Source organism: Dactylosporangium thailandense (assembly GCF_059739745.1).
Map to the genome: position 1 here is coordinate 3,185,335 of NZ_AP029195.1, position 13,035 is coordinate 3,198,369.

A 13,035-nucleotide genomic window follows, 5' to 3' on the forward strand; every position below is an offset into this window, starting at 1 on the left:
GAGGCGGTGGAGCGGTCCGGGCACCCCAGGGGCGGGGCACCCGGACCGGGACACGGTCCGATCGCGGCGCGATCAGCCGGCGGACGGGACGCTGAGCCCCTTCTCGACCGGGCCGTACTTGGTGAAGACGAAGTCGGCCGGGGCGAACGTCGGGAAGTGGTTGTCGGCGGAGAACGTCACCGGGCTGACGTAGAGCGGCATGTCCGCCGGCTTGGCGCCCTCCAGGGCCTTCGCCATCTTCTTGGCGTCGAGGCTGCCGGCGAGGTTGGCGGCCGCGGCGGCCAGGATGACGTCGTGGTAGGCGACGAGGTACGTGTTGATCGGGAACGGCAGCTTGCCGCCGGACTTGGCCAGCACCGCGTCGTAGAACTTCTTGAACGCCGCGCTCTCGGTCTGCGGGGTGCCCTTGACGCTCGTCGCCAGCTGCTGGAACAGGATGCCGTCGTAGGCGCTCACCGGGGCGAGGTCGGCGAGGTTGTTGGCGGAGTACGTCTGCGCGGCGATCGTCGGCAGGGTGACGGCGAGCTTGGCGCGGGCCTTGGCCATGGCGCCGGCGGCGGGGCTGTAGCCGGCGAAGATCAGCGCGTTCGGGTTCGGGGCGAGGACCTGCTGGAGCTGGGGTGTGGCGTCGATCGAGTCCGGCGGGACACGGGCGAAGGTGACGGCGATGCCGGCGGCCTTGAAGGCGGGGCCGGCAACCGCCTCGAACGCCTGGCCCGAGGCGTCGTCGATGTCGAGGATGCCGACGCTCTGGTACCCGCTCTCCTTCGCCTTGCTCGCCAGGCTGCCGACGTAGTCGGGGATGGTGTGGGCGTTGCCGAACTCCAGCGGGTACTTCTTCGGGTCGTTGAAGGTCGCCCCCGTGAAGTGCTGCGAGGTGAAGACGCCGGCCTGGGCGAGGATCGGGATGCCGGCCGGGATCTCGGAGGCGACGCCGGGGATGACGGCGTGCGGCTTGCCGCCGCTCAGCAGCTCCTGCAGCTTCGCCGCCGACTGGTCGGCGCTGCCCGCGTTGTCGATGTAGTTGATGTTGAGCGGCTGGCCGAGCACGCCGCCGCTGTCGTTGACGACCTGGACGGCGGCGTCCATACCCTGCTGCATGGCCCCGCCGATGACGGCGAGCGGGCCGCTGAGCGCGACCAGCGCGTCGATCTTCATCGGGCCGCCGCCGGACCCGTTGCCCGGTCCGGAGCCGTCCCCGGTGTCGTCGCCACACGCGGCGACCAGCAGTAACGACACTGCAAGCGCTGCCGCGATCGCGGCTCGCCGAGTTCTCATGGCGATCACTCCACTCCTTGTTGTCGATTCCATGGCGATGACTTGCGCTACTGGAAGGTGAAAGATGGGGTGCGGCGCTCCCGGAACGCCGTACGTGCCTCGGCGCTGTCGGTCGTCCGGGCGCTGAGCACCTGTTGGCGGTTCTCGAGCTCGATCGCCGCGTCCAGGGACGGCAGCTCCAGGCCCAGCCACATGCCCTGCTTGGTCAGCTCCAGCGCCATCGGTGCCGCGCCGAGCAGGGCGTCGATCGTCGCGTCCACCGTGGAGCCGAGCGCGCCGGGCTCGACGACGCCGGCGAGCAGCCCGATCCGCAGCGCCTCGGCGGCGTCGAACCGCCGCCCGGTGAGCATCAGCTCGTGAGCCCGGCCGGCGCCGACCAGCCTCGGCAGCAGCCAGCTGATGCCGAGGTCGCAGCCGCTGGCGCCGATGCGGATGAACGCGGTCGTGAAGACCGCCGTCGACGCGGCGAAGCGGATGTCCGCCGCGCACACCAGCGCCAGGCCGAAGCCGGCGGCGGGCCCGTTGACGGCGGCGACGACCGGCTTCGGCAGCCGGTGCACCCGCTGGATCAGCGTCGCGACGAGGCGCTGGAACGCCAGGTCGCGGTAGACCTGGCCCATGTCCGCCGTGCCGGGGGCGTCGCCGTAGCCGTCGAGGTCCAGGCCGGCGCTGAAGCCCCGCCCGGCGCCGGTGACCACGACGACCCGGCAGTGCGGGTCGCGCTCCGCCGCGTCGAGCGCGTCGTGCAGGCCCTGCGCGAGCTCGGCGTTGACGGCGTTGAGCTTCTCCGGCCGGTGCAGCTCGATGCGGTACACGCCGGGCCGGGGCCATGACACTTCGACGGCGCTCACGGGCGCACCGCCGCGAACGGGAAGTTGCCGGCCTGGGTACCCCACTCGTGCACGACGTCGCCGGTCAGCCGGGTGGCCCGCCCCCAGTGGTACAGCTCGGCGTCGATCCGCCCCATCTGCCGGCAGTAGTAGGCACCCTCGTTGCCGTCGAGCTCGAACTGGTCGCTGACCCGGCCGTCGGTGAGCCGGGCGAAGAACTCCAGCTCGCCCTGCGCGGCCTTGAGCGTGACCACCTCCGGGCGGGGCAGCCCGGTGCCGGGCTCGATGCGGAAGCGCTCCACGGACGAGGCGAAGGCGAACGTGCTCAGGATCGGCTCGCCCTCCCGATACAGCACGAACGGCGTGAAGTGCCGGTAGCCGAGCTGTTCGGACGCCGCGGAGTCGGTCCACAGTCCCGTGTAGTCGCCGCACGTGAAGTGTCCCCAGGTCCAGACCGACTGGGCGGACCGCGCCTTCTCCCGGCCGGCCAGCGGCAGCGACGACAGCTGCTTCTCGGCGTGGACCCGGCCGCGCACCGGCACGCGGTCCCCGTCGAGGGCGATCCAGCCGGAGACGTCGGCCCGCGGCGCGACCGGCCACCAGCCGATCGCGGTGGCCGAAGCGGGGCGGTGGTGGGTGAAGCCGGGGGAGGCGGTGGTGAACTTGACCCCGGCGCAGACGACCGTTGCCGCCAGTTCCAGTCGCAACCGGCCGACGTCCAGGGTGAGGTCGAACGCGGCCGGGTCGCCGCGTTCGGATAGTCCACCGACCAGTTGGTTGCCTTCACCCCACCGGCCGCCGAACGGGTACGGCTCGAACTCGTCCGGCGCGAAGCCGTGGTGCAGCTCCAGGAACGGCTCTCCGGGGCGCAGCAGGTTGACGGTGATGGCCGGGCGGCCGCCGTCGAACGGGCGTGAGCGGTACAGGCCGATGCCGACCTGCCACCCGTTGTCCAGGGCGGCGTCGAGCCACCACAGCTCGACGTACTCGGGGTCGTCGGCGCCCAGCTCGGTGCGCCAGGCCAACTCGGCCGCCGTGATCGGTCGGAACGCTCGGACGGCACTCATCGGATCGCCTCGATTCGCATCGGCTTCGCCCGGGATCGTCCGGCTTCGGTTCGTTCAAGCCGGTCGACGTCGGTGTGCGGTTGCTGTTGTCGTTGGAGCGTCACTCTGTTGTACTGGTCCCCATGTAGTCAACCCACCGGTCGGTTAAGAGAGGGTCGAGTGAACTTCAGCGAGTCGAGTGAGCACCTTGCCCTTCGCGGTGCGGTGAGCGAGATCGGGGCCAAGTTCGGCCACGAGTACTTCGCCCGGTGTGCGGCGGAGGGGCGGTTCACCCACGAGCTCTGGTCGACGATCTTCGACAACGGGTTCGGCGGCGTGAACCTGCCGGAGGAGTACGGCGGCGGCGGTGGCGGCATCCAGGAGATGGCGATCGTCATCGAGGAGCTCGCCGCGCAGGGCTGCCCGCTGCTGTTCCTGATCGTCGCCGGCATGTGCGGACCGATCATCGACGAGTTCGGCTCCGCGGCGCAGAAGGAGCGGTGGTTGCCGGGGCTGGCCGCCGGCCGGACGAAGATGGCCTTCGCGATCACCGAGTCCGGCGCCGGGTCCAACGCCCCGAACCTCGCCACCACCGCCACCCGCGCCGGTGACGGCTGGGTCATCAAGGGCGCCAAGCAGTACATCACCGGCATGGACGTGGCCGACGCCGTGCTCGTCGTGACGCGCACCGGAACCGATCGGCGGGGCCGGGGCCTGCTGACCCTGTTCGTCGTGGACACCGGCACCCCCGGGCTGGAGTTCCGGCCGATCCCGATGGAGATCAAGGCGCCGGACCGCCAGTTCGCGGTGTTCTTCGACGACGTCGTGGTCCCGGCCGACCGGTTGGTGGGTAGCACGGCGGACCAGGGGTTGCGGCAGATCTTCTCCGGCCTCAACCCGGAGCGGATCAACGTCGCGGCCCAGGCGACCGGTCTCGGGCGGTACTTCCTGAACAAATCCGTCGCCTACGCCAAGGACCGGGCGGTGTGGGGCGTGCCGATCGGCTCCCACCAGGGCGTCGCCCATCCGCTGGCCGAGGTGAAGATCGAGCTGGAACTGGCCCGGCTGATGACCGCCCGGGCGGCGTGGCAGTTCGACAACGGCGACGCCGGCGTGGGTGAGGCGGCGGCGGTGGCGAAACTGGCCGCGGCCGACGCGGTGCTGCACGCCTTCGACCAGACCGTTCAGGTGCACGGCGGCAACGCGTTCGCCACCGAGTACGGCATCGGCGACCTGTGGGGGCTGACGCGGCTCATGCGGTCGGCGCCGGTGAGCCGGGAAATGGTGCTCAACTACGTCGCGCAGCACTCGCTCGGCCTGCCGCGCTCGTACTGAACCGCCCCCGCTGCCGGCGGGAGTCGCTGTGGCGGTGCTGTCTCTTCTGCCATGTACGTCATTTGGTTCATAGGTTCGTAGAACATCACGGCCCGGGGCCGTGCAGGACTGCGTAGGGGCTGTCGTGACGATTGTCTGGGCTGGGCTGTCGGTCGGTGCTGTCTATGCGCTCACCGCCATCGGTTACAACATCACGATGACGTTCGGCGGCGTGTTCAACTTCGCCCACGGCGCGTTCGTCATCCTCAGTGCGTTCTTCTCCTGGTACGTCATGGTCGACCTCGGCTGGCCGTGGTGGTCGGCGGCGCTGCTCGGCGCGGTCCTCGGTGCGCTGCTCGGCGGCCTCGAGGAGCTCGTCGCAGTACGCCCGGTGTTACGCCGCAGCGACACCCGCGCGCTGCTGGTGACCACCGTCGGCGCGTTCGTCGTCATCGAGGGCGTGCTCGCCGCGACGTGGGGCGCCACGCCCAAGTCGGTCGGCTTCTTCGGCGGGGAGGACGCCTTCACCTTCCTCGGCGGGCGGATGGCGCCGGTCGACGTGTGGCTGGTCGTGCTCGCCGTCCTGGCCGGCGCCGGCATGCACGTGTTCTCCCGGCGCAGCCTGTGGGGCCTCGCCGCCCGCGGCGCCACCAGCGACCCGGACGCCGCCAAGGCCAGGGGCATCAACGTCGGCGCGCTGCGGGCCGGCGGGTTCGCGCTCGCCGGCGCGCTCGCCGGGCTGCTCGGCCCGTTCGTCACCCCGAAGACCGGCGCCAGCGTCGGCATCGCGGTCAGCATGACCATCTTCGGCTTCGTCGCCCTCGCCGTCGGCGGCTTCGGCAGCTTCGCCGGGTGCGTCGTCGGCGGCCTGCTCATCGGGCTGATCCAGGCCTACGGCAGCCGCTACCTCGGCGTCGAGTACCCGCCGCTGCTGCTGTTCGTCGTGCTGCTCGTGGTGCTGCTGCTGAAACCCACCGGCCTGTTCGGCAAGCACGGCATGCGGGCGGTGTGACGATGACCGCCCGGCTGCGTACCCTCCTGACCGACACCCCGCTGCTCGTCATCGCCGGCTTCGTCATCGTGGCGGCCCTGCCGTCGCTCGGGCTGGGCTTCTACTGGCAGCGACAGGTCATGCTCATCGCCGTCTACACGCTGCTGTGCAGCGGGCTCAACCTCAGCTTCGGCTACGCCGGCGAGCTGGCGCTGGGCCAGGTGGCGGTGTTCGCCTCCGGCGCCTACGTCGCCGCGATCCTGTTCAACCACGGGCATACCGACATCCTCCTGGCGTTGCTCGTCGCGACCGCGCTCGCCGGCGTCGCCGGGCTGATCTCGGGGATACCCGGGCTGCGGCTGAGCCACTGGTCACTGGCCCTGGTGTCGTTCTTCTTCGTGCTGCTCATCCCGAGCCTGGTGTCCATTCTGGACGAGTACACCGGTGGCAGCGCGGGCCTGCCCGGCGTGCTCGGCCCGACGCTGTTCGGCCGGCCCCTGTTCGGCCGGGACTTCTACTACGTCGCGATCGCCGCCACCCTGCTGTGGATGCTGGTCCTGCGCAACATGGTGGTCTCCCGCTTCGGCACCTTCCTGCGGGTGCTGGCACAGAGCCCGACGCTCGCGGAGTCGCTGGGCGGCTCGGTGCACCTGCTGCAGATCCAGGCGTACGTCATCGGGGCGCTGCCCGCCGGTATCGCGGGCGTGCTGTTCACCTACATGACGGGATTCATCAGCCCGACGACGTTCACCCTGAGCCTGCTCATCGCGGTGCTCGCCGCCACCGTGCTCGGCGGCGCGGACAGCGTCTGGGGCGCGCCGGTCGGTGCGGCGATCCTGGTGCTGGGACCGCTGCAGGCGGCGTCCTTCCAGAAGTACTCCAGCGCGGTGTACGGCATCTTCCTCGTCTTCGTCGGTGTCGTCTTCTCGATGGGGCTGGCCGGCCTGGCCCGCGTCGTCCGGCGCCGGCTGCTCCTGCGCCGCCTGGCGCGCGCCGGGGCCGCCGGTGGCACCAGGGCGGCCGACGGGCTCGGCGAGCTCTCGATCCCGGGCGAGCGGCTGGAGGTCGCCGGGGTCGCGAAGGCCTTCGCCGGCCTCAAGGCGCTCAACGGCGTCGACCTGACGGTGGAACCGGGCACCATCACGGCCATCATCGGGGCCAACGGGGCGGGCAAGACCACACTGCTGAACCTCATCTCGGGCGTGCTGCGCGCCGACGCCGGGACGGTGACCCTCGCCGGCCGGCCGATCACCGGGCTGCGCGCGCATCAGGTCAGCCGCCTCGGCGTCGGGCGGACGTTCCAGACGCCGCTGATCCCGCCGCGGATGACCGTGCTCGAAGTGGTCGAGTCGGGCCGCCTGCGCTGCGGCGCCGTCGGTCTGCTGCCGGCCATTCTCCGGTTGCCACGGTACTACCGGGTGCGCCGGGAGGACCGCGCGGCGGCGCTCGTCGCGCTGTCGTTCGCGGGGCTGGAACACCTGGCCCACCAGCCGGCGGGATCGTTGCCGCTGGGCACCCGGCGGCTGCTGGAGGTCGTGCGCGCGGTCGCGGGCAAGCCGCACGTGCTGCTGCTGGACGAGCCGGCCGCCGGGCTGGACGACGAAGGACTGCGGGAGCTGGAGATGCTGATGCGCCGTACCAGGCAGGCCGGCGGCACCGTGGTGCTGGTCGAGCACAACGTGCCGTTCGTCATGAGCGTCGCCGACCGGGTGCACGCGATGGAGCTCGGCCGGGTCATCGCCTCCGGGCCGCCGGACGTGGTCCGCCGGGACCAGCGGGTCATCGACAGCTACCTCGGCCGGCGTGGCCGAACGGAAGCCGGCGCCGGACCACGCGCTGACGTCCCTTCCGAGTCGGGGGTGGCCTGATGGCGGACCTCACGGAAACCGGCCCGCTGCTGGACGCCACCGGCGTCCGCGTGGCCTACGGCGACCTCGTCGCCGTCTGGGAGGTCTCGCTGCGGCTGCACGCCGGCAGCATCACCGCCCTGGTCGGGCGCAACGGCGCCGGCAAGACGACGCTCATCAACGGCCTGTGCGGACTGCTGCCGGTGAAGGCCGGCACGGTCATGCTGGACGGGCGGGACGTCACCGCGCTGCCGGCCTGGTCGCGGGTGACGCGCGGGCTGACGGTCGTGCAGGAGGGCAAGCGGGTCTTCCGCGAACTCACCGTCCGGGAGAACCTGGTGCTCGGCCTGCGTGGCGGCGGGGTGAAGCGCGCCGAGCGCGAGGACGAGCTGGCGAGGCTCTACCAGCGCTTCCCGATTCTCGGCGAGTGCCGCCGGCAGCGGGCCGCGGACCTGTCCGGGGGCCAGCAGCAGATGCTGGCCATCGCCACCGCGCTCGCCACGAAGCCGCGGGTGCTGCTGGTCGACGAGCCGTCGTCCGGCCTCGCGCCGGTCTTCGTGGACCTGGTGTTCGAGGTGCTGAGCGCGCTGCGCGACGAGGGACTGGCGATCCTGCTCGTCGAGCAGCTGGTCGACGAGGTGCTCGGCGGCATCGCCGACGAGGTGATCGTGCTGGAGCGCGGGCGGGTCGCGCTGCGGGACCGGGCCGCCAACCTGGCGGTCGAGGACGTCGCGGCGAGCATCTACTCGTCGCTGTAGGCCTTCGCGGCAGGTTGGGGGAGGCAATGCTGCAGGAGCGTGGGGGACCGCCGGCGCCGCCCCGGCTCACCCCGCCGAGTGTGGCGGAGGCCGTCGCCGCACGGCTGCGGACCCGGATCCTCGACGGCGACCTGTTCGACGGCTCCGAGCTGCCGCCGGAGACGGCGCTGCTGGCCCAGTTCCCGGCCGGCCGGTCGAGCCTGCGGGAGGCGTTCCGCATCCTGGAGACCGAGGGCCTGCTCACCGTCCGGCGCGGCAAGCGCGGCGGGACGATCATCCGGCACCCGACGCCGGACTCGGCCGCGTACCACGTCGGACTGCTGCTGCACGCCCGGCACATCTCGATCGAGGACCTGGCGGTCGCCCGCAACCTCGTCGAGCCGCTCGCCGCGGGGCAGGCCGCCCGCCGCGGCGACCACCGCGCGATCGGCCGGCGGCTCGCCGCGCTCACCGCCGAGGCGGAGTCGCGTGCGGACGACGCGCTGGCCTTCACCCGGCTGGCCGGCCGGTTCCATCACGAGCTGGTGCAGGCGGCCGGGATACAGACGCTGCAGCTGCTCGCCGGGGTCATCGAGAGCATCTGGGACACCCAGGAGCTCACGTGGGCCCGGTCGGCGGTGGCGGAGGGCCAGTACCCGGACGAGAGCCGGCGGCGCGAGGTCCTGCGCGCGCACCTGCGCATCGGCGCGGCGATCGGTGCGGGCGACGACGGCGAGGCGACCCGGCTGACCCGCGAGCACCTGCGGGTCACGTCGCGCTACGTCTCGGACGCCGGCGGCTCGGTCCGGGTGCTCGACGAGTACGGCAGCCGCCGTCCGCCGCCGGTTGCTTCGGAACCAACGAACTAGGTGCGGGGCGACGCGAGTCGCCTCTGCGCCCCTGGGAGATGAGGCTATGGAGGACGATCTCGCCGGACCGGAGTGGGAGCGCACGACCGAGCGGGCCGGCTACGTCGGCGGCCGGCGCGGCGACACGGACCAGTCGTACGAATTCTTCGCATAGGCGCGAGAGGTACATCATGAGTGCAACAGCAGAGTTCGACTGGAACCTGGCGACCGTCTGGGAGACCATCGCGGAGGAGCTGCCGGATGCCCCGGCACAGATCCAGGGCGAGCGCACCTTCACGTGGGCCGACTTCGAGCGGCGGGCCAACGGCGTCGCGCGCACGCTGCTGGACGGCCCGGCGAGCCGCGACGACCGGGTCGCGCAGTACCTGCGCAACAGCCCGGAGTACCTCGAGGTCTCGCACGCCGCGTTCAAGATCGGCATTCCGGCGATCAACTCGAACTACCGGTACCGCGACGAGGAGCTGCGCTACCTGTGGGAGGACGCCGACGTCACCACGGTCGTCTTCCACGGCTCCTTCACCGCGACCGTGGGCGCCCTGCGCGACCGGGTGCCCCGGGTGCGGCAGTGGATCCACGTCGACGACGGTACTGAGCCGTGCCCCGAGTGGGCGATCCCCTACGAGCAGGCCGCCGCGGCGTCGCCCGAGCGGGTCCGTGCGCCGTGGGGCCGCGGCGGTGACGACCTGTTCCTGCTCTACACCGGCGGCACGACCGGCATGCCCAAGGGCGTGATGTGGCGCGCCGTCGACATGCTGCGGCAGGTCAACGACGTGTCCACCGTCCACTACACGCTCGAGGACGGTGCCGAGGGCATCCGTCGCGACCTGCGGGGACCCGGGCAGGCGCACATCTCCGGCAGCCCGTACATGCACGGCACCGGGTACTTCGGCGCGACGATGGCGATGCACGGCGGCGGCTGCGTCGTGTCGCTGACCGCGCCCGGGTTCGACGCGGCCGAGTTGCTCGACAGCATCGACCGCTACCGCGTCGCCAGCCTCGCGATCAGCGGCGAGGTCTTCGCCAAGCGCGTCGTCGACGCCCTCGCCGCGGAACCGGGGCGCTGGGACAGCTCCACGATCCGCAACGTCCTGACGTCCGGCGGCATGCTGGGCGAGCAGAGCAAGCGGGCCCTGCTGGAGCACTGGCCGGCCGCGGCGATTCTCGACGGCTTCTCGTCGTCGGAGGGCTTCGGCATGGGCTGGTCGCTGGCGACGAAGGACAACGTCCCCGAGACCGGCCGCTTCGCTCCCGGCCCGAACGTCTGGGTGCTCGACGAGCACGGGCAACCGGTCGAGCCCGGCTCCGGCGTGATCGGCAAGCTCGTCGTGCGCAACCGCCTGCCGATGGGCTACTACAAGGACCCCGGCAAGACGGCGCAAACCTTCCGCGAGATCAACGGCGTGCGGACGTCGGTGCCCGGCGACCACGGCATCATCCACCCCGACGGCACGATCCAGCTCATGGGCCGCGACTCGCTGTGCATCACCTCCGGCGGCGAGAAGATCTTCACCGAGGAGGTCGAGGGCGTCATGCTCGACCACGAGGCGGTGACGGACGTCCTCGTCGTCGGCGTGCCCGACCCGCAGTGGGGCCAGTCGGTGGCCGCCGTCGTCAGTGTCGAGGCGGGCTCCGCGCCCACGGCGGCCGAGCTGATCGGCCACGTCAAGGCGCGGCTCGCCGGCTACAAGGCGCCCAAGCACGTCGTGTTCGTGGACAGCGTGCCGCGTTCCCCGAACGGCAAGGCCGACTACCCGGCCGCCCGCGCATTGGCGGAGGCGCAGCGGCAGCCGGTTGCCTGAGCCGGGGGTCATGGCCGGTCGTGCGGTGCGCGACCGGCCATGGGAGCGTCCGGATGCGTGCGATGGGTCAGGGCAGCAGCACGATCCGGCCGCGGGCGGTCCGGTGCTCCAGCATGGTGAGCGCCTCGGCGGCGCTGTGCAGCGGCAGCAGGCGGCCGATCGGCGGCCGGGCCAGGCCGCGCTCGACCAGCGGCAGCAGCCGGCGCCACTCGGCTTGCAGCCGCTCGGGCCGGGCGGCCAGAAACGCGCCCCAGCCGACCCCGACGATGTCGGCGTTGCGTGCAGCCAACCGGCCGGTCGCCAGCACCGGGATCGTGCCGCCGGCGAAGCCGAGGACGAGTGCCCGTCCGAGCGGCGCGAGGCAGTCCAGCGACTGCTCCAGCCGGTCGTTGCCCACCGGGTCGACGACGAGGTCGACGCCCCGCCCGCCGGTCAGGTCCAGGACCGCGGCGGCGAAGCCGTCGACGGGCACGACGTGGTCCGGCGCGTACCCGACCGGGGCCAGCAGTTCGGCCAGCGGTGTCGACGTGACCGCGATGACGGTCGCGCCGAACGCGGAGGCCAGCTGCATCGCGGCCACGCCCAGCCCACCCGACGCGCCGTGCACCAGCACCGTCTCGCCGGGGCGCAGCCGGCCCCGGTGCAGCAGGCCGAACGTCATGGTGAGGTAGTTGGCCGGCAGGCACGCCGCCACCGGGAAGCCGATGCGGCCGGGCAGCGGCAGCACATGGCCCACCGGCACCGCGGCGAGCTCGGCGAAGCCCCGCTGGGCGCTGGCACACGCCACCCGGTCGCCCGGCGCGAACGGCGATCCCACCGGCGCCTGACGCACCACACCCGCGAACTCCCCGCCCAGCACGAAGGGCAGCGATGGGCGCTCCTGATAGCGGCCATAGGACAGCAGCAGTTCGGGGAACGTCACGCCCGCCGCCCGGACCTCCACGAGGACCTCGCCGTCCGCGGCGGTCGGCGCCGGGATCCGCTGTACCTCGATGCCGGACGGACCGGTGTGTCGGACTACCCGCGCGGCGCGCATCATCGACTGGTCTCGAATCGGGTCAGACACGCTCGATGATGGTGGCGGTGGCCATGCCGCCGCCGGTGCACATCGTCACCAGACCGGTGCTGAGGTCGCGGCGCTCCAGCTCGTCGAGCAGCGTTGCGAGCAGGATCGGGCCGCTCGCCCCGATCGGGTGGCCCAGCGCGATGGCCCCGCCGTTGACGTTGACCCGATCGAGGCTCACGCCGGTGTCCTGGGCGAAGCGCAGCACGACGGCCGCGAACGCCTCGTTGACCTCGAACAGGTCGATGTCGCCCATCGTCATGCCGGCCCGGCGGACGCACTGCTCGGCGGCCGGCCCCGGCGCGGTGAGCATGATGACCGGGTCGGCGCCGGCCGTCGCCGTGGCGACCACCCTGGCCCGCGCTCGCCAGCCGCGCTCGCGGGCCACGCCGGCCCGGGCGACGAGGACGGCCGCGGCGCCGTCGGCCAGGCCGGAGGAGTTGCCGGCGTGGTGGACGTGCGCGACGGCGTCGATCTGGGGGTACACCTGACGCGCCATCGCGTCGAAGCTGCGCTCGTAGCCGTCGAGCACCAGGGTGCCCAGCGCCTCGAACGAAGGCTTCAGCGCCGACAGCGCCTCGACGGTCGTGGCCCGCGGCAGCTCCTCACGGTCGAGCAGCGTGGCACCGCCGGGGCCGGTGACCGGGACCATCGAGCCGGCGAACCGGCCCTCGCCGATGGCCTCGGCCGCGCGGCGCTGCGACTCGGCGGCGTAGGCGTCCACGTCGGCCCGGCTGAACCCGCCGAGCGTGGCGATGAGGTCGGCCGAGATACCCTGCGGGATCAGCGGATAGCGCTCCCGCAGCCGCTCGTTGCCGGCGTCGAGCGTCGGGCGGGTGGCGGCCGGGTAGCGCGACATCAGCTCCACCCCGGAGGCGACGACGACGTCGGCCTGGCCCGAGGCGACCATCATCGCGGCCGAGTTGACCGCCTGCTGGCCCGAGCCGCAGGCGCGGTTCATCGTCAGGCCGGGCACCGTCAGCGGCCATCCGGCGGCCAGCGCCGACAGGCGGGCCACGTTGTCGCCGTGGTCGCCGATCGCGTTGGCGCAACCGGTCAGCACGTCGGCGACCTCGCCGGGTGAGAACCCGACCCGTTTCTGGAGCTCGACCAGCACTCCGGCGAGCAGTTCCTGCGGATGGACCCCGGACAGCGCGCCACCGGGCTTGCCCTTGCCGCGCGGGGTCCGGACGATGTCGACGATCGTTGCGTCTCGCACGCGCCGACGGTATCAAGCCAACCAGATGGTTGGCTATAGCGC

General features: G+C 72.3%; 11 protein-coding genes. 6 read left to right on the forward strand and 5 right to left on the reverse strand.

All coding sequences use genetic code 11. The annotated features are described in order from the left end of the window. Positions 1-72: 72 nt before the first annotated feature. The 3 genes from AC6JBM_RS14330 to AC6JBM_RS14340 are packed head-to-tail and all read right to left on the reverse strand — an operon-like array spanning position 73 to position 3,175. Positions 73-1,278, reverse strand: a complete 1,206-nt coding sequence (locus AC6JBM_RS14330; protein WP_497984104.1) for an ABC transporter substrate-binding protein — start codon at positions 1,276-1,278, stop codon at positions 73-75. A 47-nt stretch (positions 1,279-1,325) separates the two neighbouring features. Continuing rightward, positions 1,326-2,129 (reverse strand): enoyl-CoA hydratase/isomerase family protein, encoded by an 804-nt coding sequence (locus AC6JBM_RS14335; protein WP_497984105.1) that lies wholly within the window; start codon positions 2,127-2,129, stop codon positions 1,326-1,328. After that, entirely contained in the window at positions 2,126-3,175 is a 1,050-nt protein-coding gene (locus AC6JBM_RS14340) for a hypothetical protein (RefSeq protein ID WP_497984106.1), read from the reverse strand. Before AC6JBM_RS14340 ends, AC6JBM_RS14335 begins: the two co-directional genes overlap by 4 nt. A gap of 159 nt (positions 3,176-3,334) precedes the next feature. Here AC6JBM_RS14340 and AC6JBM_RS14345 point away from each other — a divergent pair, with 159 nt between their 5' ends. The 6 genes from AC6JBM_RS14345 (at position 3,335) to AC6JBM_RS14370 (ending at position 10,711) form a co-directional block, all read left to right on the forward strand. Further along, a complete protein-coding gene (locus tag AC6JBM_RS14345) occupies positions 3,335-4,489 on the forward strand; it encodes an acyl-CoA dehydrogenase family protein (RefSeq protein WP_497984107.1) in 1,155 nt (384 codons plus the stop codon). Between the two features lie 124 nt (positions 4,490-4,613). Next, the gene (locus AC6JBM_RS14350; RefSeq protein WP_497984108.1) at positions 4,614-5,480 is read left to right on the forward strand and encodes a branched-chain amino acid ABC transporter permease; all 867 of its coding nucleotides are present in this window, start codon (positions 4,614-4,616) and stop codon (positions 5,478-5,480) included. Between the two features lie 2 nt (positions 5,481-5,482). Next, positions 5,483-7,327 carry a branched-chain amino acid ABC transporter ATP-binding protein/permease gene (locus AC6JBM_RS14355; protein ID WP_497984109.1) on the forward strand — a complete coding sequence of 615 codons (1,845 nt, stop codon included), beginning with the start codon at positions 5,483-5,485 and terminating at the stop codon, positions 7,325-7,327. Beyond that, positions 7,327-8,064, forward strand: coding sequence for an ABC transporter ATP-binding protein (locus AC6JBM_RS14360; protein ID WP_497984110.1), 738 nt, complete (start codon positions 7,327-7,329; stop codon positions 8,062-8,064). The genes AC6JBM_RS14355 and AC6JBM_RS14360 overlap by 1 nt, the downstream gene beginning before the upstream one ends. A 26-nt stretch (positions 8,065-8,090) precedes the next feature. Further along, positions 8,091-8,912: a FadR/GntR family transcriptional regulator gene (locus AC6JBM_RS14365; protein WP_497984111.1), complete on the forward strand. Its 822-nt coding sequence runs from the start codon at positions 8,091-8,093 to the stop codon at positions 8,910-8,912. A gap of 170 nt (positions 8,913-9,082) precedes the next feature. Continuing rightward, a complete protein-coding gene (locus tag AC6JBM_RS14370; RefSeq protein WP_497984112.1) occupies positions 9,083-10,711 on the forward strand; it encodes an AMP-binding protein in 1,629 nt (542 codons plus the stop codon). 67 nt (positions 10,712-10,778) lie between these two features. On the opposite strand, the gene AC6JBM_RS14375 is transcribed toward AC6JBM_RS14370, so the two are convergent. Both AC6JBM_RS14375 and AC6JBM_RS14380 read right to left on the reverse strand, forming a co-directional pair. Continuing rightward, positions 10,779-11,777 (reverse strand): NADPH:quinone oxidoreductase family protein, encoded by a 999-nt coding sequence (locus AC6JBM_RS14375; RefSeq protein ID WP_497984113.1) that lies wholly within the window; start codon positions 11,775-11,777, stop codon positions 10,779-10,781. Continuing rightward, entirely contained in the window at positions 11,770-12,993 is a 1,224-nt protein-coding gene (locus AC6JBM_RS14380; protein ID WP_497984114.1) for an acetyl-CoA C-acyltransferase, read from the reverse strand. The genes AC6JBM_RS14375 and AC6JBM_RS14380 overlap by 8 nt, the downstream gene beginning before the upstream one ends. Between the last annotated feature and the right edge of the window lie 42 nt (positions 12,994-13,035).